The organism is [Pseudopropionibacterium] massiliense, assembly GCF_900607225.1.
Classification (GTDB): domain Bacteria; phylum Actinomycetota; class Actinomycetes; order Propionibacteriales; family Propionibacteriaceae; genus Arachnia; species Arachnia massiliensis.
The window spans coordinates 2,700,055-2,720,850 of the sequence record NZ_LR027842.1; the positions used below are offsets into that span (position 1 = coordinate 2,700,055).

At 65.8% G+C, this 20,796-nt stretch carries 17 protein-coding genes and 2 pseudogenes; 13 read left to right on the forward strand and 6 right to left on the reverse strand.

The annotated features are described in order from the left end of the window. The first annotated feature begins 2 nt into the window (after positions 1 to 2). The 6 genes from E0E39_RS12020 to E0E39_RS15845 all read left to right on the forward strand — a co-directional run bounded on the left by E0E39_RS12020 (position 3) and on the right by E0E39_RS15845 (position 6,282). On the forward strand, positions 3 to 659 hold the full coding sequence (locus tag E0E39_RS12020) for a winged helix-turn-helix transcriptional regulator (protein WP_130874956.1): 657 nt from the start codon (positions 3 to 5) through the stop codon (positions 657 to 659). Further along, complete coding sequence (gene mshD, locus E0E39_RS12025) at positions 652 to 1,470, forward strand: mycothiol synthase (protein WP_130874957.1); 819 nt, start codon at positions 652 to 654, stop codon at positions 1,468 to 1,470. Before E0E39_RS12020 ends, mshD begins: the two co-directional genes overlap by 8 nt. After that, positions 1,467 to 3,551, forward strand: coding sequence for an RNA degradosome polyphosphate kinase (locus tag E0E39_RS12030; protein WP_130874958.1), 2,085 nt, complete (start codon positions 1,467 to 1,469; stop codon positions 3,549 to 3,551). Before mshD ends, E0E39_RS12030 begins: the two co-directional genes overlap by 4 nt. Continuing rightward, positions 3,548 to 4,417: an NUDIX hydrolase gene (locus E0E39_RS12035; RefSeq protein WP_130874959.1), complete on the forward strand. Its 870-nt coding sequence runs from the start codon at positions 3,548 to 3,550 to the stop codon at positions 4,415 to 4,417. Before E0E39_RS12030 ends, E0E39_RS12035 begins: the two co-directional genes overlap by 4 nt. A gap of 185 nt (positions 4,418 to 4,602) precedes the next feature. Then, positions 4,603 to 5,961, forward strand: a complete 1,359-nt coding sequence (locus E0E39_RS12040; protein ID WP_130874960.1) for a hypothetical protein — start codon at positions 4,603 to 4,605, stop codon at positions 5,959 to 5,961. 177 nt (positions 5,962 to 6,138) lie between these two features. After that, the gene (locus tag E0E39_RS15845) at positions 6,139 to 6,282 is read left to right on the forward strand and encodes a hypothetical protein (protein WP_165444772.1); all 144 of its coding nucleotides are present in this window, start codon (positions 6,139 to 6,141) and stop codon (positions 6,280 to 6,282) included. A 116-nt stretch (positions 6,283 to 6,398) separates the two neighbouring features. Here E0E39_RS15845 and E0E39_RS16825 read toward each other — a convergent pair. From E0E39_RS16825 to E0E39_RS12060, 3 genes and pseudogenes are all read right to left on the reverse strand, one after another. After that, positions 6,399 to 6,542, reverse strand: a pseudogene (locus tag E0E39_RS16825) (transposase); the annotation flags it as partial. A gap of 184 nt (positions 6,543 to 6,726) precedes the next feature. Continuing rightward, entirely contained in the window at positions 6,727 to 7,872 is a 1,146-nt protein-coding gene (locus tag E0E39_RS12055) for an MFS transporter (RefSeq protein ID WP_130874961.1), read from the reverse strand. Positions 7,873 to 7,918: 46 nt separating this feature from the next. Beyond that, positions 7,919 to 8,173, reverse strand: a complete 255-nt coding sequence (locus tag E0E39_RS12060; protein ID WP_130874962.1) for a hypothetical protein — start codon at positions 8,171 to 8,173, stop codon at positions 7,919 to 7,921. A gap of 874 nt (positions 8,174 to 9,047) precedes the next feature. On the opposite strand from E0E39_RS12060, the pseudogene E0E39_RS16425 reads away from it, so the two are divergent. After that, positions 9,048 to 9,407 (forward strand): annotated as a pseudogene (locus tag E0E39_RS16425) (transposase); the annotation flags it as partial. 10 nt (positions 9,408 to 9,417) lie between these two features. Here the strand turns inward: E0E39_RS16425 and E0E39_RS12070 are convergent. Together E0E39_RS12070 and E0E39_RS12075 are read right to left on the reverse strand one after the other, a co-directional pair. Further along, the gene (locus E0E39_RS12070; RefSeq protein ID WP_165444774.1) at positions 9,418 to 10,986 is read right to left on the reverse strand and encodes a beta-N-acetylhexosaminidase; all 1,569 of its coding nucleotides are present in this window, start codon (positions 10,984 to 10,986) and stop codon (positions 9,418 to 9,420) included. Positions 10,987 to 11,038: 52 nt separating this feature from the next. Next, complete coding sequence (locus E0E39_RS12075; protein ID WP_207302489.1) at positions 11,039 to 12,163, reverse strand: ROK family transcriptional regulator; 1,125 nt, start codon at positions 12,161 to 12,163, stop codon at positions 11,039 to 11,041. 221 nt (positions 12,164 to 12,384) lie between these two features. On the opposite strand from E0E39_RS12075, the gene E0E39_RS12080 reads away from it, so the two are divergent. The 6 genes from E0E39_RS12080 to E0E39_RS12105 all read left to right on the forward strand — a co-directional run bounded on the left by E0E39_RS12080 (position 12,385) and on the right by E0E39_RS12105 (position 18,240). Beyond that, positions 12,385 to 13,614, forward strand: a complete 1,230-nt coding sequence (locus E0E39_RS12080) for an ABC transporter substrate-binding protein (protein ID WP_130874966.1) — start codon at positions 12,385 to 12,387, stop codon at positions 13,612 to 13,614. 11 nt (positions 13,615 to 13,625) lie between these two features. Next, on the forward strand, positions 13,626 to 14,522 hold the full coding sequence (locus E0E39_RS12085) for a carbohydrate ABC transporter permease (RefSeq protein ID WP_207302490.1): 897 nt from the start codon (positions 13,626 to 13,628) through the stop codon (positions 14,520 to 14,522). Continuing rightward, positions 14,519 to 15,364 carry a carbohydrate ABC transporter permease gene (locus E0E39_RS12090; protein ID WP_130874968.1) on the forward strand — a complete coding sequence of 282 codons (846 nt, stop codon included), beginning with the start codon at positions 14,519 to 14,521 and terminating at the stop codon, positions 15,362 to 15,364. Before E0E39_RS12085 ends, E0E39_RS12090 begins: the two co-directional genes overlap by 4 nt. A gap of 3 nt (positions 15,365 to 15,367) precedes the next feature. Then, positions 15,368 to 16,414 (forward strand): NAD-dependent epimerase/dehydratase family protein, encoded by a 1,047-nt coding sequence (locus E0E39_RS12095; protein WP_207302491.1) that lies wholly within the window; start codon positions 15,368 to 15,370, stop codon positions 16,412 to 16,414. Between the two features lies 1 nt (position 16,415). Next, complete coding sequence (locus tag E0E39_RS12100) at positions 16,416 to 17,423, forward strand: hydroxyacid dehydrogenase (RefSeq protein WP_130874969.1); 1,008 nt, start codon at positions 16,416 to 16,418, stop codon at positions 17,421 to 17,423. 70 nt (positions 17,424 to 17,493) lie between these two features. Then, complete coding sequence (locus E0E39_RS12105; protein WP_130874970.1) at positions 17,494 to 18,240, forward strand: hypothetical protein; 747 nt, start codon at positions 17,494 to 17,496, stop codon at positions 18,238 to 18,240. Between the two features lie 169 nt (positions 18,241 to 18,409). Here the strand turns inward: E0E39_RS12105 and E0E39_RS12110 are convergent, their stop codons facing one another. Continuing rightward, positions 18,410 to 20,617 carry a hypothetical protein gene (locus E0E39_RS12110; RefSeq protein WP_130874971.1) on the reverse strand — a complete coding sequence of 736 codons (2,208 nt, stop codon included), beginning with the start codon at positions 20,615 to 20,617 and terminating at the stop codon, positions 18,410 to 18,412. Positions 20,618 to 20,796 lie beyond the last annotated feature (179 nt).

Genomic DNA, 20,796 nt, shown 5'->3' on the forward strand with positions numbered 1-20,796 from the left:
TGGTGAGTTCGATCCTACTGGTCTCCCCCACCGGTCCGGCGCCCGACTTCCTGTCGCTGCTGAATCACGACCTCAGCACCGCCGCGAGCGCGGAGGAGGCCCTGCGCCGCATGGACGTCGTCGACGTTGTTGTCGTCGATGCCCGGAGCGACCTCGCCTGGGCGCGCACCGCCACCACCATCGTCCGGCAAACCCATCCCGACATGCCCGTGCTGCTCATGGTCACGACCTCGGCCCTGGGGCTGCTGAGCCACGACTGGGGCTTCTCGGACTTCGTGCTCGACGGCTGCGAGGCGGCGGAGATCGACGTCCGGCTGCGGCTGCTGCTGCACGCGGGAGAACAGCCGCACATACTGGTGGCCGGCCCCATCCGCATCGACGAGGACGCCTACCACGCCACCATCTCCGGCGACCCCCTCGACCTGACCTACACCGAGTTCGAGCTGCTCCGCTACCTGGTGCAGCACCAGGGCAAGGTGCTGACCCGCGAGGTGCTGCTCAGCAAGGTGTGGGGTTACGACTACTTCGGCGGCACCCGCACCGTCGACGTCCACATCCGGAGGCTGCGCGCGAAGCTCGGCCAGTTCGACCATTTCATCGGGACCGTGCGCAACGTCGGTTACCGGTTCACGGCCCGTTGGGAGGATCACGATGCCTGAACTCGACCCCCGTGTGATAGCTGCGGCCTGCGAGGCCCGTGACGGTTTCAGTCCGCTCAACGACTCCGCTCTCCTGGTGCTGGAGCGCGCCCGGAAGGGTGAGGTGCTGGCCCACCAGGACGGTTTCGCGATCCTCGACGACCACGACGGCACCATCCTGGTCGCCGTTTCCCCGGGAGCACGCGGCAAGGGGCTCGGCACTTCCCTGGTGGCCGAGGCCGTCAGGGCCCGTCCCGGGCACTCCGTCTGGGCGTTCCGCACCCTGCCGGCCGCCCGTGCCATCGCGGCGAAACTGGGGCTCCGGCCGGTACGTGAGCTGCTGCGGATGGGACGTCCCCTCCCGGGAATCACCGCGGTACCCGCACCTCCCGGCTACCGCATCCTCCCCTTCGAAACGGCGGACACCGAAGGGGTGGTGGAGGTCAACCGGGTTGCCTTCGCGCACCACCCCGAGCAGGGACGCCTCACCGTCGACGACTTCCAGGCGCTGGCCCGGCAGCCGTGGTTCGATGCGGCCGGGTTGCTGGTGGCACACCACGACGACGAGGTGGTGGGTTTCCACTGGACGAAACGTCACGACGCGACCCTGGGGGAGGTCTACGTCCTGGCGGTCCATCCCGACCACGGGGGCGCGGGGCTGGGGCGCGCCCTGTTGACGGCGGGACTGGCCCATCTGTGCTCGGTCGGCTGCGAGAACGTCGAACTGTACGTGGAGGCCACGGAGGAGCGGGTGGTGGCGCTGTATGCCGCCACCGGTTTCCGCACGTTGAGCGTCGACACCGCCTACCGGACGGGGGGAGACACGCCGTGACCGGGCAGGGAAACGGGAAACTCCCGAAGCACCGATACCTGGACCGGGAACTGGCCTGGCTGGACTTCAACAACCGGGTGCTGGACCTGGCCCGGGACGCAGGACGCATCCCCCTGCTGGAGCGCGTGAAGTTCCTGGCGATCTTCTCCAGCAATCTCGACGAGTTCTTCATGGTGCGGGTCGCAGGGTTGAAACGCCGCATCCAGGCCGGGGTGGCGGTGACCGCCATCACGGGCGCCCGGCCGGGTCAGCTGCACGCCTCGATCCTGGAACGCACAGCCGAACTCGTCGCGGAACAGTCCCGCCTGTTCCAGCAGGAGATCCGACCCCAGCTGCGCGCCGAGGGCATCGAGATCCTCACCTGGGACGAGCTGACCGCCGCGGAGAAGGACCGGATGCGCACCCTGTTCGGTGAACGCATCTTCCCGGTGTTGACCCCCCTCGCCGTGGATCCGTCCCACCCGTTCCCCTACATTTCCGGGTTGTCGGTGAACCTCGCCGTACTGCTGCGCAATCCCGCGACGGGCGCCAGCCAGTTCGCCCGGGTGAAGGTGCCCACCAATCTGTCGCGGTTCGTGAAACTGGCGGAGGGACGGTTCGTGCCCCTGGAGGAGATCATCTCCCGGCACCTCGGACAGCTGTTCGCGGGCATGGAGGTGCTGGACCACGCCACCTTCCGCGTCACCCGCAACGAGGACATCGAGGTGGAGGAGGACGACGCCGAGAACCTCCTCTACGCGCTGGAGAAGGAGCTGCTGCGACGCAAGGTGGGACGCCCGCCCGTGCGCCTGGAGGTGGAGGAGGACATCGACGAGACGATGCTGGCCACCATCATCAGCGAACTGGACGTCGCCCCCGGCGAGGTCTTCCACCTGCCCACTCCCCTCGACCTGACGGGCCTGTTCGCCCTGGAGGACTCGCACCGCGAGGATCTCAAGTACCCGGGTTTCCTGCCGATCACCCACCCGGACCTGGCGGAGGTGGAGTCGTCCTCCCCCGCCGACATGTTCAAGGCGTTGAAACGCCGCGACGTGCTGGTGCAGCACCCCTACGACTCGTTCGCCACCAGCGTGCAGCGGTTCATCGAGCAGGCCGCCGCGGACCCGGCGGTGCTGGCCATCAAACAGACCCTGTACCGCACCTCCGGTGACTCGCCCATCGTCGACGCCCTCATCGAGGCCGCGCAGGCGGGCAAGCAGGTGCTCGCGGTGGTGGAGATCAAGGCCCGTTTCGACGAGCAGAACAACATCTCCTGGGCCAGGCAGCTGGAGCAGGCGGGGGTGCACGTCGTCTACGGCATGGTCGGTTTGAAGACCCACTGCAAACTGTCGCTGGTGGTGCGCGAGGAATCCGGCGGGCTGCGCCGCTACGCCCACGTCGGCACCGGCAACTACCACCCCAAGACCGCCCGCAGCTATGAGGACATGGGATTGCTGACCGCCAACCCCGTCATCACCGACGACGTGGCGCGCCTGTTCAACCACCTGTCGGGGATCACCCACCAGACCGAGTACCGGCGGCTGCTCGTCGCCCCGCACGGCATCCGCAGCGGTCTGCTGGAACGCATCGAAACCGAGATCGCCAACCACGCCGCCGGGTTGCCGTCGGGGATCCGCATCAAGGTGAACTCCATCGTCGACGAGGCCGTCATCGACGCCCTCTACCGCGCATCCCGGGCGGGGGTGAAGGTGGACGTGTGGGTGCGAGGAATCTGTACCATCAGGCCCGGCGTGGAGGGTTTGAGCGAGAACATCCGGGTGCGTTCCATCCTGGGGCGGTTCCTGGAGCACTCCCGCATCTACTGGTTCGAGGCGGGCGGGAAACCCAACGTCGGGATCGGGTCGGCAGACCTGATGCACCGCAACCTGGACCGGCGCGTCGAGGCCGTCGTCGGGTTGTCGAACCCGGACCACATCGCCCGCATCAGGGACCTGTTCGACCGCGCCTTCGACGACCGCACCGTCCACTGGGAGCTGCGGGACCGCACCTGGTCGGTTCACACCACCGACCCCGATGGCCGGCCGCTGACCGACCTGCAGGAGGAGCTGATCCGGCTCACCCGCGAGAGGCGACGCCGATGAGCAAGAAACCGAAGATCGTCTCCGCGGGGGGTGTGGTGCTGCGCGAGCACACCAACGGTCTCCAGGTGCTGCTGATCCACCGGAAGCACTACGACGACTGGTCGCTGCCGAAGGGCAAGGGGGAGGCCGACGAGCTGCTTCCGGAGACCGCGATCCGCGAGATCCGGGAGGAGACGGGGGTGGCGGCACGCCTGGGGCTGCGGCTGCCCAGTATTCGTTACAAGGTCGGCAAGGGCCCGAAGGCCGTTCACTACTGGCGTTCCGCAACACTGTCACAACGCCCCCGCCGACCCGACCACGAGGTGTCGGCGGTGAAGTGGTTTCCCGTCGATGCGGCGCTGGAGAAGGTCACCTACCCGGATGAACGCGCCGTGATCGAGGCGGCCGTCGCCGCTCCGCCGACGAACGCGCTGCTGATCGTCCGCCACGCCAAGGCGATGCAGCGCAAACACTGGTCCGGTGACGACCGGAAACGCCGCCTCTCGGGCCGGGGCCGGGACCAGGCGGAACGCCTCGTCGACGTGCTGGCGGCCTTCGGGGTCGAGCGTCTCGTCAGTTCCGCGTCGGCGCGCTGCAAGGAAACGCTCAAGCCCTACGCGAAAACCCAGAAGATCGGCATCGACACCTATGATCAGCTCACCGAGGAATCCGCGGCGAAGAACCCGAAGGCGGTGCGCAAACTCATGGCGGAGCTGTTGAGGAACCTCGACCGCCCGACGGCGGTGTGCGGGCACCGTCCGGTGCTGCCGGAGATGTACGCGGGCCTGGGGGTCAAGGACAAACCGATGGTGGTCTCGGAGGTGCGTGCCCTGCACTTCGGCCCCGACGGTCTGGTGACCATGGAGACCTTCAAACCGACGGCCTGAGAACACATCTCCGCGCTGGTTGAGCCGACCCGCGACGAAGGAGCAGGTCGTGTCGAAGCCATTGCCCACCCGCGTGGTTTCGACGTGGGTGTTCACGACCGGGCTCAACCGGGTGTGCTCCGGTGGCACGGTGGTGAACAGGTTGTAGGATTGTTGATCAGGCAACGAGGGAAACGAGGACTGCGATGAACAGCTTCTTCCCGCAACAGCACCGCATTTCGCGCCGGTCGTTCGGCGTGATGGGTCTGTCGGCCGCGGCGTCGCTGGGCCTTCCCGGCGCACTGGCCCGCGCCGGGACCACGGACTCGACCGGCACCGGAGACCCCTCCCGTCTGGTGCTGCCCCCCGAGGGTGGGCTCCGTCTGGACTCGGCGGATTTCGCCCGCCTCTACGGTCCCGGGGTCTTCACCATGTCGACCCTGTACAACGTCCCCATCGGGACCATTGGCACGGTGGACAGGATCTCCTCCCTGCGGTTTCGCGCCGTGATCGCCGGGTCGCTGCAGAAGATCCGCCTCTACTGGCCGGCAGGTCCAGGCGGCTACTCGGCCGGCACGGGTGGGAGGATCCGCATCACCGTGCTGCCCGACGACGGCTCCGACCAGCACCTGCCCGCCCTGGATGGTTCCCCGCTGGCCCGCACCCACTTCGTCCCGGGGCTGGCGCCGGGAGCACAAGCTTCCCTGCTGGACGAGCTCACCTTCGAGGAGAGCCCGGCTCCCCTGGTGGCGGGCGAGCTGTACCACGTGGTGCTGGAGAACATCGATCCGCTGCCGGGAGCGAACTACATCAGCAACAACAACGTGCTCGTCCCGAGCACCGTCGGCCGCCCCGCCCGGTGGTTGAACAACACCGACTGGGCGACGCTGATCGGGGACCGTCCACAGGGGGCCGGGGCGGAACGCACCTGGCTCGACCTCACATCGGCAGGGACGAAGGACAGGCTGGCCGCCCCGATCATGCAGCTCACCACCACCGACGGGGCGTCGCAGGGGTCCTCCGACATGGAGAGCGGCAGCGTCGACCCCGATCGCACCTACGAAACCGACGCGTCCAGGCCGATCCGGGAGCGTTTCACCCCCTCCGTCGACAAGCATGTCACGGGAGTGTCGGTGGCGGCCGTCGCCACCGTCGCGGGCAGCCTGCGGTGGCGCATCCTGGAGGGATCACGGGAGCTGGCTTCCGGGACGATCCAGGACGAGGTGAGGTTCGCGCCGTACACGATGGGGTACAAAACCGTGGACGGCAAGAAGGCGCCTGTCAACGTGACCAACTTCGTCTGGTACGACGTGTCCACCCCGCAGGATGTCGTGCTGCGCGCCGGGGGCACCTACGACCTGGAACTGCGACCCGAGGGCGGCAGCCGCTGGAAGTTCGCGGCCCATCGCAACGGTTCCGGTCGGGGTTTCACCTGGCCTGCCGCCTTCACCGAGTCGCGGGCCCAGCACCTGCACGGCAACCAGTGGTTGGACACCAACTTCTGGAACTACTCGGCCTCGGGCGGGGACAACAACTGGCCGGTGGTGCTGCACCTCGCACCGTGACACCTCACCGACGGGTATGCCTGAGGCTTGTTCACAGTTGAGCCGGACCGCGACGAAGGAGCGGCCCGGCTCAACCACTTCCACACATCAAGACCTTGGCCAGACACGACTGGGAGTGATGCTCCTGTGCCGTGTCAAGTGGTGAGGACGGCTTTTGGGGCGAGTTGGTCAGGCGGCGTGGAGTCATACTCGGTAGCGGGTGGGGAGTTCTTCGTCGGGTTGTCGTCCGAGTTCGAGTTCGCCGATGCGGGCGGGCCATACGCCGAGGTGGTTGGCGGCTGCCGTCAGGGTGAGGTTCTTGGCGCGTCGCGCTGGTCGTAAATCCGGAGTAGTCAGGAGCGGTGGTGTGGCCGGCGAGGGCGTGGAAGATCTCGCGGGCGACGGCTCGTTTGAGGGCTCGAAAGATGTCATTGCTGGTCCATCCTCGTGCTAAGCGTTCATCGCGGTACGTGATCGTGGTCGGGTCGTAGGATGCGGACTTTGACGATGTGGTGCAAGGCGGCGTTGGCTTGGCGGTCTCCGTCTCTGGAGAAGCGGTGGCGGTCAGTACGCCCGGAGGAGACCGGGATCGGTGTGGTTCCGCATAGGAGTGCTACACCTCACTGTCACCGCCAAGACCCCTCCCATACGAAACCCGAACCTGGCACAAAACCATCCGCCCCACCTCACGAACACGAAACCAATATGAGCCAGGCCGGGGGAAACGCCGGACCCTGATGGGAGGATCGCACCGACGAACTCTCTGCCCGCGAATAAACCTCATTTCTAATTCTTCATTTCCATAGCCGCAATCCGGAGACAGATCACCGGGAGAAAAGCCAACCCAAGAACCGAAATGACAAGCACCGTTTTCAATGAAACGATGAAAGCCAAGCTCGCCCCCAGCAGCGATCCAAGGATCCCAACGACATTACCTAGGCTCGCAAAGACACCTGCCACTGCACCAAGCTCAGAAGTGAACAATTTTCGCTGCCTCAAGGAAATCGATGCGATAGAAAACAGGGATGCACCAATTCCCGAGAACATGTTGGCGACACCAACCATGAGCACACCCCAGCCAGGAGTGGCGATCAGGATCAAAAGCTGAGGAGCAGCAACCATCAGCGACCCCACTCGCATCAGCACCTTTAGGGAAATCCGTTCCCCCCAGCGCGAGACGAAGAAACCTGTCAGCACGCCACCAATTGACCCGATGGCGAACGCAAACCCCAACTGTGCGGCACCAGCCAAGAGATCCGTCACCATGTAGGCAGATTGAACAGCCACTGACATGTTGAGGAAGAAACGCATCACCAAGGCCGCTACCAGGAGAAAGACAAAACCGCGCCTGCGAATTACCCACATCCCGGAACGCTCACCCACCCCCTCTCCCTTCCCTTCCGACTCAGATCCTCGCGCACATGATTTAACCTTCTTGGCGGCTCCCATCCCGAACAGATTCAGCATCGCGTCGATCAGAAACCCGAATACTGGGTTTATGCGGTCAAGAACAGCGCCGAATCCTGCCGCCCCAACGACCTGGGACAAGGACTGAGCAAGCGTCAGACGGCCATTGATTGACACGACATTTTTGCGGGCAAAGAGCAATGACACGGTGATTTGTTGCGTCATCGCATGAGAAACTTCAATCCCACCCATGACGATCGACGCCACAAGCAGTATCCAGAATCCTCCCTTAGGGAACCCAAAAAGTAATGCCAAAGTCACACCGACAACGACAACCCGGAACACGCCAATCGTCCATAGACCCGACGTCCCAAGTCGTGTCACCAGACGCGACAGGGGAATACCGAAGACCGCCCCGGCGACGCTCATTGCGGTGACCAGCAGGGAGATCTCACTTCCGCTACTGCCGACGATCTCTCTGGCTACGATCGGTATGGTCAGCCACCAAGCAATCGAGCCCAGAATCCATACTGGTTTCGAACCACCGACTTTTCAACTTGTGCAAGATCAGCTACCATTTCACCGATGCAATAGCTTTGGCTTCTTCCAGCCAACTCAGAAAGTTGCGCATAGATTGAGATTCCATTTGATCGCGATAAGCATTAATAAAATCAGCTTCACCAAAATAAGAGAGATCATTTCTCATGCTCTTAAGGATTTGCAATTCATTCTCTTCATTCTCTCCGATTCTTCTCGTTTCGTAGCACGTTTTGAAGAAAATACCAGCGCGATCACGGTATCGCTCAGTATAATGAGGCTTGTTCATGGCCTCTCCGAAGCTGGTTGAGCCGGACCGCGACGAAGGAGCAGTCCGAGTCGAAACCACCCCATAGGTGTCCGAGGACTCCGGGGTCCGAGTGTGCTTCTCGGCCGCCGGGTGGTTTCGACACAGCCGTTCGCTGGCGCTCACGAGCTGGCTCAACCAGCATCCTGTGAACAAGCCTCAATCAAGCCAAGGACTTACGAAAAAGTTATGCAGTTGGATGCTTGTTCGCAGGCGGAGCACCGGCCATCACAATCCGCAATGCGGCGACGCCGTAACTCTCTAGTATCAATGAAGTCCGGTCTGGAAGACCGGAACAACGCATCTCAAGGTATTCGTCATCTTTCCCTGCAAGTGTCTCAATGAAGTCCGGTCTGGAAGACCGGAACAACATCTCGTCATCAACCCGTCCGTATGGGAGGTCAACGGGTCTCAATGAAGTCCGGTCTGGAAGACCGGAACAAGTCGGCTCGCCTCGGAAGGCGGTCCTGACAAGGAACTTTACCAGCCTCTGCGAGCGCTCCGTCTCGCGGGGCTCCGCAACAACACCCTGTTGAGTTGTCAGGAGGTAAAACACCTAGTCAAACCCCTGCGAGCGCTCCCCGGGGGAGACGACACGACCAGAGGTCTCGCAACAGCCCACACCACCACAGACCCCTCGCCAAGCAACCTACCCGGCACCCCCAAGCATAACGACACCCGTCCGGGCAGAACCACCCCGGCACCCTCCTCCCCCCGCAGATGCCACACAGAAGACGAGAAGAAAAGCTTACTCATCACACCTGGAGGCTTATTCACAGGCGGCGCGTCGACCAGTGAAACCCCTAGTCGGAGCGCGCTTGAGGATGGCTGTGAATAAGCCTCCTGAGAAAGAAGCCTGCAGGAACTCCTCGACAATCCGAGCCTCGCCCACGAGGAAGCGTTCCGACGCCTGTTGCAGACCGGCTTGCAGAACCTCATCAACGCCGAAGTCACCGCCCGGATCGGCGCGGACCGTTACGAACGCACCAGTCAGAGCACCACCCGCCGCAACGGCACCCGCGAGAAGGTCCTTTCCACCCCCACAGGGCAACTCGAACTCGCCATCCCTAAACTACGCGAAGGTTCGTTCCTCCCCTCGATGTCGCATCCCGCCGACGAGTCGACAAGGCGTTGTACCCGGTGATCTGCACCGCCTGGATAGAAAGAGGCCTCCACCCGTAAGGCCGACAACCTCGTCAAGGCCCTGGACAACCAGAGGCGCACGCTCAGCTCGCGGGTGGGCGGCGACGCCACCCCGTGCCACCCTCCTGCCAAGGGTGCGGGCCGGTCAAGGGACGGTGGCCCAGGCCCGCCGCGTCAAAACGCTTGATGTGCCCTGCGAGCCGGGAGATGAACTCGGCGTGGTCCCGTCCCTCCGGCCGCGACCATGCCACCTCCGCCAGCGCGCAGCCGCGCGGCCAGGCCGCGTACTGCACGGCCCGGTAGGTGGGCAGGAATTCCGACCAGAGCTGGAACTGTGTTCCCAGAACGCGCGACGCCGACCCGGGCGGCATGCCCTCGAGCGGGTCGAAACCGTGGACCTGTTCCAGGGTTGTGGTGGCGGGTTGGGCATAGGGTTCGACCGGCAGGTCGGACTGGTAGTAGTCGAAGTAGGTGTGGGTGTTGGGGCTCATGATCACGTCCATGCCCTGTTCGGCGGCCCTGACGCCGTGCGCTGCGCCCCGCCACGCCTGGCACACCATGCCTGCGACGGGCCCGTCGCCGATCACCTCGTCCCATCCGATGGGGGTGACCCCGCGCCGCAGCATCCAATCGCGGATGTGCAGCGTGAACCAGCGCTGGAGCGAGGTGACGTCGTCGACTCCGAGTCCCGCGGCCCGGCGCGCCATCTCCCCGGAGGTCTCCCACTGCACGGTCGGTACCTCGTCGCCTCCGATGTGGGCGTAGCGGGCACCGGTGGCCTCCAGCACCTCGGACCAGATCCCGTGCACAAAATCGAGTGCCCCGGGGGAGAGGTTGAGGACGTTGTCGAAGACGTCCGGGTGGCACGCGACCTCGGTGACCGCCGCGGGGTCGGTGGCGAACTCGGGGTGGGCCACCAGCAGGGCGGTGGCGTGCCCGGGCAGGTCGATCTCGGGGACGATCCCTATGCCCCGCTGCCGGGCATATTCGGCGACGTCGGCAATCTGGGGGATGGTGTAGCAGCCGCCGTGCGGGGTGCCGTCGCCACCCCACGTCGGGTTCGAGGTGTGGGAACGCCAGCTGGCCTTCTCCGCCAGCAGCGGGTATTGCTCCGATGCGATCCGCCAGCCCTGGTCATCGGTGAGGTGCCAGTGGAGAACGTTGAGTTTGTGGCGGGCCATCCAGTCGATGAAGTCGAGGATCTCCGCCACGTGGAGGAAGTGACGGGCCGAGTCGAGCATCGCGCCGCGCCACGCGAACCGGGGCGAGTCCTCGATCCGTGCGGTCGCCACCCTCACCGGTCTACCCAACGCGGCGGTGTAGACGTCGTCGCCCCCGAGCTGCAGCAGGGTCTGGGCCGCCCACAGCGCGCCTCGCCGGTCGGCCGCGCTGATGTTCACGCCGTCGGATCGCACCTCGAGCCGGTAGCCCTCGGCGGGCAGGTCGGGGTCGATCCCGACGAGAATGCCCGGTTCGTCGGCGAGAGGCATTGGCAGACCCGTGGTGGTGGACAACACCAGCCGTGCGGCCCGGACGGCCTCGGCCTCCTCCGGACCCGCCCCGGCGTGGCAACCGATCGTGCTCCGATCGGTCAGTACGTACTCCCCCTCTCCCCATTCGACGAGTGCTGGAAGAGGTATCAGGGACGGCATGGGAACTCTCCTTCGAGTCGGCACCGGGTCTCGGTGCAACCGAGCCATGATCTCACCGGGCGGTTCGTCCGGTCATCGGGGTGATCATCGGGGGTGGCAGGGCACCGACCCGGTAGATGTGTTCGGAGCACCGGTCGAAGGCGAAGACGAGGGCTCCGTGCACCGCGGCCTCATCCCCCAGCCGGGACGCGATGACGGGCAGCCCGAGAGGCAGGCCGATGTGGCGGGCCATCGCTTCCCGGAGCGGTTCGAGCAGTTCCTCGTCGGCCAGGGACATGCCGCCGCCGATGATCACGATCGCGGGGTCGATGGCCATCACCACCGTCGCGACTCCCCTGCCCAGCTCGTTGATGAACTCGCGCAGCTCCTTCCGGGCCTGGAGATCCCGCTGGCGGGCCAGCGCGAAGACCTCCTTGGCGGTGCGACCGTTGCGCCATCGGATCTGTCCGGTGCGTTCGTTGAGGCCGCGGAAGGCGACCCGTCCGATGTCCCCGGCCACGTTGTGCGCTCCCCGTCGTGGCTGACCGCCCAGGATCATCCCCGCGGCGATCCGGGTTCCCACGGACAGGTACAGGACGTCGTCGAAACGCCGGCCGGAACCCATGTGATGCTCGGCGACGGTGGCCAGCCTGACCCCGTTGTCCATGACGACGGGGCAACCGAACCGTGTTCGCAGCTCTCCCACCATGTCGACCCCTGCCCAGGCCGGGAAGATCACGGAGGCGATCACGTTGCCGGCCCTGTCGATGATGCCGGGCAGGGAGATCCCGATTGCCCGTAGCCGCCCGGGGTCCAGTCCGGCCGTGGCCTCACCGAGTTTCGCGATGACCATGTCGAGCTGTGTTGCCGGATCGAGCGTCGGGTTCACTCCGCCGGTGGTGGATGCGGCCAGGGTGGTGCCGGCCAGGTCGGCCACCACCACGCGCAGGCTGTGGACGCCGATGTCGACGCCGGCAACCAGCCCACCGGCCGCGTGGAACCCGTAGTGCCGGGCCGGACGGCCGGCCCCGTGGGAGCGTCCCGGAACCTCGACGATCAGATCGTGACGTTGCAGGACCGCGAGAGCGTTCTCGACGGATGTGCGCGACAATTTCAGGTCGTGGGCCAGGGCCGTGATTCCGGCGGGACCCGTGTCGCGCAGCCACGCAGCGGCCTTGATCGCAGTCGAGGACTGCATGGCTGCTCCTTCCACCCCACTCAGTGCCCGTGCCATCCACGGGACAACACCCGGCTCGCGGAAGATTATCATACCGCCGTAACATAATTTATTTTTTTACGGCGTGGCTCTTCCAAGGGTTTTCACACCCGGTTATGATAATTCCGGATTCCGCGGCCACATCCTCCCCCTGTCCGCGGAATCCTTCACTGAAACCGGGATCAACCGAAGGAGCACGGGCCATGAGAAAGCTCTTGCGGGCGGTGGCGCTGGGTGTGGCGACACTGATCGGCCTGACCGGGTGCACCGCCGGGGTCGCGGACCCCGGGGAGCAGGTGATCACCGTCTGGATGTATCCAGCCATCAGCGACGACGCCCGGCACAAGGAGCTGTGGGCGCACCTGATCTCCAGGTTCAACGAGACCAACCCGGGGGTCAGGGTCGATGTCGAGGTCTTCCCCTGGGCAAAACGCGACGAGGCCCTCCACACCGCCATCGCATCGGAGACCGGGCCCGACCTGGTCTATCTCGTGCCGGATCAGCTCTCCAGCTACGAGACCGCGATCGAACCGATGAACACGTATCTGGGGCCGGAACGCACGAGCGCTCTGCTGCCCAACGTGGCACAGGCCGTCACAGCGGGCGACAGGTTGCTGGGCGCGCCGTTGCTGATCAGCTCCAACCCCCTGGTCTGCAATGCCGCTGCCTTCCGGGCCGCCGGGGTCACAACCTATCCGAGCACCTGGGACGACGTCACCGAGATGGCCCCCCGGTTCACGGAGAAGGGCATGTACGCCCTCACCTACTCCGCCGATCCGGGCCAGACCCTCAACATGTCTTTCTACCCCCTGCTCTGGCAGGCCGGGGGATCCGTCTTCGACGCCGACGAACGGGTCGCCTTCAACTCCCCCCAGGGGATCCGGGCCCTCGAGTTCCTGACCGGGTTGGCCCGGAGCAACGCCCTCGAACCCGATTCCCTCAGCGCTGCCGTCAACACCGAACAGACCGACTTCGTCGCGGGGCGCTCCGGCTGCACCTGGTCGATTCCGGCCGTCGACCTGGCCCCTCTTCTGGGTGAGGAGAACGTCGTGGTCCTGCCACCGCTCAAGGATGAGCGGTCCGTGGCCTACGGCACGGTCGGTTCCCTGTCCCTGCTCAGGAGTTCCCGGAACAAGGAGGTCGCGGGGAGGTTCGCGGCCTTCGTGACCGATCCCGTGAACTCCGTGGACTACCTCCGAGCCGGAGGCTACTTCTCCCCCACCGCGGGAGCAGCGCCGATGTACGCCGGCAGCCCCGTCCAGAGCAGGGTCGAGCAGACCCTTCCCAACGTCCGATTCGGTGAGCCGAATCCCGCCGCCCGTCAGGTCATGGGAGTGCTCTCCCCCGAGATCCAGGCCGCGCTGCTGGGCCAGAAATCACCGCGACAGGCCCTCGCGGATGCCGCCGAGGCCGCGAAACCGCTCCTCAGGTGAGGAGCGGCGCCTTGCCCACCCGCTCGTCACGGCGGAGCCGCCCCGGGATCCCGTTGGCCGGTCGGAGTGCGCGCACCGGTTTGTTGTTCGTGCTGCCCGCGTTCGTGCTGTTCCTCGTGTTCCGGTTCGGCCCGGCCGCCGCGGGCGTCCTGTTGAGCCTCTTCAGGTTCGGCGTGGACGGTTCGCTCTCCTGGGCAGGTGGCGGGAACTTCACCCGGTTGGCCGGCGACCCACTGTTCTGGCGGGCGCTGTCGGTGACCCTGACCTACGTGCTGTTCTCGGTTCCCGTTTCCATCGCCCTGTCAACGGTGCTGGCCCTGGGGGTGCGTCGCGGGTTCCGTGGGGCGCGGTTCTTCCGTTCGGTCTTCTTCCTGCCCTTCATCACCTCGCTGGTGCTCGTCGGGTCGGTTTTCAAGTGGATCTTCTCCACCGACGGTCCCTGGTCGGCGCTGATGAGCCCTCTCGGTCTCGGGGGTTCGTGGCTCGGCAGTACCGTCCTGGTGCTTCCCGCCGTCATCGTGGTCGGCGTCTGGTCGCGCTTCGGTTACGGGATGCTGATTCTGGTGGCCGTCCTGCAGGGCGTTCCGCGGGACCTGGAGGAGGCGGCCCTGATGGACGGCGCCGGCACCTGGGGACGGTTCCGCCACGTCCTCCTTCCGGCGTTGAGGCCCGCCCTGTTCTTCCTGGCCGTGCTCGAGACCACCGTCGCCTTCCAAGTCTTCGACGTCATCTATGTCATGACCGGCGGCGGTCCGGCGAACTCCAGTCACTCGCTGATCCTGTTCCTCTACGACCAGGGGTTCCGATACTCGGACCACGGGTACGCCTCCGCGGTCGGCGTGATCCTGTTCGTCATGACCCTTCTGGTGGCACTCGTCCAGCGCGTCGTCCTGGGAAGGCGGTCATGATCCGCACCCGTTCCCGTCACGCCCTGCGCCCCGGTCGGTTCGCGGCCGTGATCCGATGGGCCGGGCTCTCGCTCGTGGCCATCGCCTGCCTCTTCCCCTTCTACGCGATGATCGTGCTGAGCCTGAAATCGGGCGCGGTCGAACTGCCCGGATCGCTGTGGCCCTTCGGCGATGTCTCCTTCGACTCCTATCGGCAGGTGTTCTCCGGACAGAATCTACCCAGGTGGCTCCTCAACACCGTGATCTACTCGGTGACCTCGGTGGTGGCCGTGCTGTTCGTCTCGGCACTGGCCGGTTACGCCTTCGCCAAGAAACGCTTCCCCGGACGGGAAGCCGTTTTCTGGTCCTTCCTGTCGATGGTGATGGTTCCCTTCCAGGTCACCGTGATTCCCACGTTCATGCTCATCACGGCGTGGAAGGGGATCAACACCTATTGGGGGCTGATCGTGCCGACCCTGGCGAACGCGCAGGCGGTGTTCCTGATGCGCCAGTTCATCCAGGGGCTCCCCGACGAGTTGTTCGAGGCGGCCCGCGTCGATGGTGCGGGCGAGTTCACGATCTTCTGGCGCCTCGTGCTGCCGCTCAGCAGACCGATCCTGGCCACCCTCGGGGTCTTCGTCCTGCTGTGGCACTGGAACGACTTCCTGTGGCCCCTGATCGTGGGCAGACGCAGCGAGATGTGGACCCTGACGGTGGGGATCTCCTCGCTCCAGCAGCAGACCGTGCCGTTGAACGTCACCTTCGCGGGGGCGACGGTTGCGCTGCTGCCGATCTTCATGGCCTACCTCGTGGCTCAACGCCACGTCCAGGAGGGATGCACGAGCACCGGAATCAGGGGATGAACGATGACCACACACACCATGCCGGACACGATCGCGGACGAGGCGACGCTGGAACTGCTCCTGAGCACCCCACGCCCGGAACTCGTCGAGAGTCTCCGCACCGGGTCGGGGGACCTGGTGGTGCTGGGGGCCGGGGGCAAGATGGGTCCCTCCCTGGCGAAGCTTGCCCGGGCCGGGCTGGATGCCGCGGGGCGCACGGGGGATGTCGTCCACGCGGTCTCCCGCTTCCCCGACGACAACCTGCGTCACGACCTGACCGAGGCCGGGGTGAACGTGATTCCCTTCGACCTGGTCGCGAACGACGACCTCTCCACGCTGCCCGACGCGTCCGACGTGATCCACATGGTGGGTGCGAAGTTCGGGGCCGGGAACGATCAGTCATGGGCCTGGGAGATCAACGCCGCGCTGCCGGACCGGGTGGCGCGACGTTACCGCACCTCCCGCATCGCGGTGTTGTCGACCGGGAACGTCTACCCCTTCGTCGCGCCGGGGAGCGGCGGGGCCACCGAGACGACGGTCCCGGATCCCGTCGGGGAGTACGCACAGTCATGTCTGGGAAGGGAAAGGGTGTTCGGTTTCGCGGCACACACCTGGGGAACCCCCGTCAGCGTGATCCGCCTCAACTACGCCATCGACCTGCGCTACGGGGTGCTGGCCGACATCGCCGCGCTCGTCGCGGCAGGGAAGCCCGTGCCGATCACCACGGGACACGTCAACGTGGTCTGGCAGGGGTACGCGAACGAGGTGGTGCTGCGCAGCCTCGGGAATGCCGGTGCGGAGGTTTTCACGATCAACCTGACCGGCCCCGAGCTGCTGGAGATCAGACGGGTGGCGCATCGGTTCGCCGAGCTGCTCGGTCGCGAGGCGCTCTTCACCGGTTCCCCGGAACCAACGGCGTTGCTGAGCAACTCCACACGCTGCATGGAAATGTTCGGTCGCCCCGATGTGACCGCCGACCGGTTGATCCAGTGGCAGGCCCAGTGGGTGCGCGACGGCTTGCCGATGATCGGAAAGCCCACGAAGTGGGCGGTGCGGGACGGGAGGTTCTGAGATGCGCGACCGCCCCGCCCTGCTCGTGGTCGTGCCCGAGACCCTGTCCCGTGAGTTCTTCGACACGGCCTCCCGCGACCTGCTCCGGGAGGCCGCGGTCGCCCTGGGCGGCCCCGGACCGCTCCGGCTGGATTCCCCGGATGCGGACGTCGACCTCCGCGAGGTGCGGGTGCTCGTCACGAGCTGGGGATTTCCTCGTCTGGACGCGGGTCTGCTGGACCGGATGCCGTCGCTCGGGCTCGTGGCCCACACCGGGGCCAGCATCCGGTCGTTCTTCACCGAGGAGGTGTTCGCCCGCGACATCCGCGTCACGCAGGCCGGACAGGCCATGGCGCCCGCCGTCGCGGAGGTGTCGCTGACGTTCACCCTGGTCCTTCTGCACCGGATTCATCGCATGAACCACGCGATGCGCGAGGGCACCTGGCCCGACGCGACCGGTTTCGGTACGCAGCACGAACTCGGCGGGTCGGTGGTCACCGTGGTAGGGGCGTCCCGGACGGGACGGGCCTATCTGTCGCTGCTCCGCGCCCTGGGGGCCCACCCGCTGGTCGTCGACCCGACCCTGAACCCTCGGGAGGCCACGCGGCTCGGGGCAGAGCCGGTGCCCTTGGAGAAGGGACTCGCACGGGCGCGGATCGTGGCGCTGCACGCCCCGTCGCTTCCCACGACCCGACACCTGCTGGGGGCCCGCGAGTTGGCGTTGATGCCTGACGGGGCGGGCCTGGTGAACACCGCACGGTCGTGGCTGGTGGACGAGGACGCGTTGCTGGCCGAGGCACGATCGGGCCGGTTGGATGCCGCGATCGACGTGTTCGACGAGGAACCCCTGCCCCCAGACAGCGAGCTGCGCACCCTGCCGAACGTCGTGACGACCCCGCATCGTGCTGCGGGAACCCACGAGGGCAGGCTCCGCCAGGGACGGATCGTCGCCGAGGAGGTCCATGCCTGGACCCACGGCCTTCCGCTCACCCACTCCCTCGATGCGCATCGTCTGCACCTGATGGCCTGAAGGAGTCCACGGATCGGCCCGACCAGGTTCCGCACAGACCCGATGGCGCGGCCTCTGGGATCATTCGTGCATGACCCAGGAACCCGCTCCACACACCAGGCCCACGCCACCCAACGCTGCCACCGGTGGCCTGCCTCCCGCCAGCAGCACCGAGCTGACGCTGACCCTGATCTGGCGGTTGGTCCTCACCCTGGTCTCCGGCGCCGGGCTGGTCCTGATGTTCGCCCCGTTGAGGACACCCGCGCAGATCGTGAACCAGATGCTCTACTTCACGACGATCTCCACCATCCTCGTGTTCCTGGTGGCGTTGCTCGGGCTGCTCCGGCCGTTGTTCTTCCTGACCTTCCCTGCGCGCCGAATGCTGGAGGGAAACCGGGGCTGGCTGCGCGGGTTCTCGGCGTGCGCGTCACTGCTGACGGGTCTCGTCTTCGGTTTCATCATCTCCGGTGACCTGAGCGCACCGACGAGTTTCATCCCGCATCTGGCGCTGCCGGTCCTGTCAGTGATCGACTGGATCCTCGTGGGCAGGAACCAGTCCCTGCTGGCCTGGTGGGTTCCGCTGGTCTGGACGCTGTCGCTGGTGCCCTACCTGTTCGTCTACGCCTGGGATGCGCTGCACGACAAACCCATGTATGCCTTCCTGAATCCTCTGCTTCCCAGTTGGTGGCCGTGGGTGGGGATGCTGAGCGCCGGGTTCCTGGTCCTCGCATACGCGCTCTGGGGGCTGGGAAGGCTGCGTGCCCGGAGAAACAGCCGTGACCCACGACCTGCCGGCCACCCGGTCGGCCCGGACGTGCAGGTTCCCCGGAGGCCGTGACCTCCGGGGAACCTTCTCCCGACGTCCCGGGGAGGCACCCCTACATCCCCGGGACGTCGTTTCCCCGGCTACTCCGCGGTGTCGGGCACGGCGCCCGGCGTTGGGGCCACGGAGTTCGGCAACGAGATCGGTGCCGGGGTGGTCTGGATCGGGAAGGTCAACCGGCTGGTCACCGCCCTGTCTTCGCGTGGTCGTTGCGGTAGATGTCCGAGCCACGTGCGTAGTAGAGGTAGCCGTCCTTGCCGAGGGCCAGGGCGGAAACTTTCTCCGCGATCGGTTTGCCCCCGGTGACGGTGAGGTCGCTGGCCCGGATCGCGTAGAGGTTGCCGCCCAGGACCCCGTACAGCGTGCCGTTGTGCTGGATCAGCCAGCTCCGGTTGACCTCCTTGCCGGCCTCGGCCACCTTTTCCTTCTCGTCACCACCGATCACGCTCTTCTTGCCGGTGATCCCCAAGGATGTGGGGTCCACCGTGAACACGTAGTTCCCGGTGATGCCGTGGAGCTGCCCGTCGTCGCCGAAGGTCAGCGCCGTGATGGCTTTCTGGCCTTCGCCCTCGAAGGGATTGAGGATGCGCGTCACCGTGCCGCTGGCGACGTCGAACTCCACGAGATGGGCTTCTTCTTTCTCGGCCTCCACCGAGTGGCCACCGCGCACAGTGGTGCCGATGTAGAGCTTGCCGCCCCGGTATGCCATGGAGATCGGCGACTGTTTGGCCAGACGATCCTGAGGGACGCCGTTGGCGTAGCTCAGACCGTCGAATTTGTAGACCTTGTCCTGGATCGTGCGAGTACTGGTGTCATAGAAAGCCAGCGCCCCGCCGAGCTGGCCGTCCTTCGGCACGGTCCCGATGGCGAACACGCTGCCCTCGGTGTGGGTGATCGCATAGGGACGATCCTGCCCGTCAACCGCCTTCTTCGTGGGCGATTCATTGTACGCCTTGTCGTATTCGCCACCTGGTTCGTAGCCGCCACCGTTCTCGGTGGACCGGGACGTGACCTTGGCGCCCGGGTAGAGCCCGACGACCAGTGTGCCGCCGTTCACCGCCATCCCCTCACCCTGCCCGGTCGGGGAGTCCAGCAGCTCGAACGTGGTGCCGTCGGCCTTCTCACCGGGGGTGATCCCGAGCAGCTGGTCCGCCGTCATGTACCAGGACGCGAACAGCTTGCCGTTGTCCGCGGCAACCATCGACTGGATGGCACGGCCCGGCGCCTTGAGCGCGTCATTGCCGTCGACCTTTGTGACGGAGTCCGCACCCTGCTTGGTGGCGTCGTGGATGGTCAGGTCCCCCCTGTTCATCTGCGAGGAGACGAACACGTCGTGGGTGGCCCAGCTGTTCGGGCTCAGCCGCCCGAGCAGCTGGTTTCCGGCGGGCAGCGGCGTGTGCTTGTTGGTGTCGGGGTCGTACTCCACGAGCTGCCCCGCACGGACGTAGTAGACCTTCCTGGCCTCCCCGGGGCGGGAAATGATCTTGCCGCCGACGTCTCGCACAGGATCCACGCCGGCATCTTTCAACACCTCGCCGGGCATGCCGGATGCGAGGTCGTACATGACGTTTTGGCGTTCATTGCAGGATTCGGCGTAGAGCTTGCCAGCCTTGGCCTCGAGATGAGGCACCAGCCCTCCCGAGCCACCAGCACACACCCCGGCAGGCAGCTCCAGGGCGTTCTTCGCTCCGGTCCTCGGGTCGATCTGGTAGATCTTCGGGGCGGTCGCCCCGACGGCCACGTAGACCTTGCCGTTGTCGTATGCGATGCTCCGGGCCTGCGGCTGCCCCGCATCGACGGGGTCGCCGCCCTTGAGGAGACCCAACCCGTTGTCCTTGCTCCAGGTCAGCACATGGCCACCACTATGTTTCTTGCCCGCAAAGGTGGCTATGTAGGCGGTGTCGTTCTCGTCGACGGCGATGTCCCAGAAGAACTCGGCCTTGTCCGTCACCCCGGCCTTGTCCTCGCTGAGGTGCTCGACGGTGTCGCCGTCGGGATCGTAACGCCACAGGCCACTCAGCCCGGCCGCGATCAGGACCGACTTGTCGCTGAGGGTGGCGAAACCCCAGGGCTGCACATCATCTTTCGTCTCGTCGGCGAAGTCCCTCTGGACGACGGGTTTTCCGCTGCTGAGGTCGACGACGTTGAGCTTGCCGCCCATCCCCCCGCTGACGACGACCGCCACCGGGGCGCCTTCCCTGGTCGTGGTGCCGTAGTTCGGCACGCTCACCGGTGCGAGTGGCCGCTCCCCGCTCGACGTGATCCTCTCCTCGGTGCCCGCCTGATCGGCCACCGCAGTTCCACCGAAGGACAGGGCGGCAGCCAACCCAAGGGCAAGGCAGGTCACGGCCCGGGCGACCCGCCGGGGTCCGGCTTCTTGGTTCCGATGCATTCCTCACGCTCCTTGCTTGCTCACCAATTATCTTAACTAAGTGTCATAATCTTCAGTCAATATTTTCAGGATCATCGGCGAGTTTCTCCAAGCAGCTGGGATAATTGTGCGACGCGGAGGCACCCCTGACGCCGCGGACCTCCACGTCTGGCAACCCCGTGGCACCGCGAACTCGAACG

What these genes read in the sequence shown, in the direction of transcription:
- mshD (WP_130874957.1), top strand. Translation starts at nt 652, where the DNA reads ATGCCTGAACTCGACCCCCGTGTGATAGCTGCGGCCTGCGAGGCCCGT.
- E0E39_RS12035 (WP_130874959.1), top strand. Translation starts at nt 3,548, where the DNA reads ATGAGCAAGAAACCGAAGATCGTCTCCGCGGGGGGTGTGGTGCTGCGC.
- E0E39_RS12040 (WP_130874960.1), top strand. Translation starts at nt 4,603, where the DNA reads ATGAACAGCTTCTTCCCGCAACAGCACCGCATTTCGCGCCGGTCGTTC.
- E0E39_RS12060 (WP_130874962.1), bottom strand. Translation starts at nt 8,173, where the DNA reads ATGAACAAGCCTCATTATACTGAGCGATACCGTGATCGCGCTGGTATT.
- E0E39_RS12070 (WP_165444774.1), bottom strand. Translation starts at nt 10,986, where the DNA reads ATGCCGTCCCTGATACCTCTTCCAGCACTCGTCGAATGGGGAGAGGGG.
- E0E39_RS12075 (WP_207302489.1), bottom strand. Translation starts at nt 12,163, where the DNA reads ATGCAGTCCTCGACTGCGATCAAGGCCGCTGCGTGGCTGCGCGACACG.
- E0E39_RS12080 (WP_130874966.1), top strand. Translation starts at nt 12,385, where the DNA reads ATGAGAAAGCTCTTGCGGGCGGTGGCGCTGGGTGTGGCGACACTGATC.
- E0E39_RS12090 (WP_130874968.1), top strand. Translation starts at nt 14,519, where the DNA reads ATGATCCGCACCCGTTCCCGTCACGCCCTGCGCCCCGGTCGGTTCGCG.
- E0E39_RS12095 (WP_207302491.1), top strand. Translation starts at nt 15,368, where the DNA reads ATGACCACACACACCATGCCGGACACGATCGCGGACGAGGCGACGCTG.
- E0E39_RS12100 (WP_130874969.1), top strand. Translation starts at nt 16,416, where the DNA reads ATGCGCGACCGCCCCGCCCTGCTCGTGGTCGTGCCCGAGACCCTGTCC.
- E0E39_RS12105 (WP_130874970.1), top strand. Translation starts at nt 17,494, where the DNA reads ATGACCCAGGAACCCGCTCCACACACCAGGCCCACGCCACCCAACGCT.
- E0E39_RS12110 (WP_130874971.1), bottom strand. Translation starts at nt 20,617, where the DNA reads ATGCATCGGAACCAAGAAGCCGGACCCCGGCGGGTCGCCCGGGCCGTG.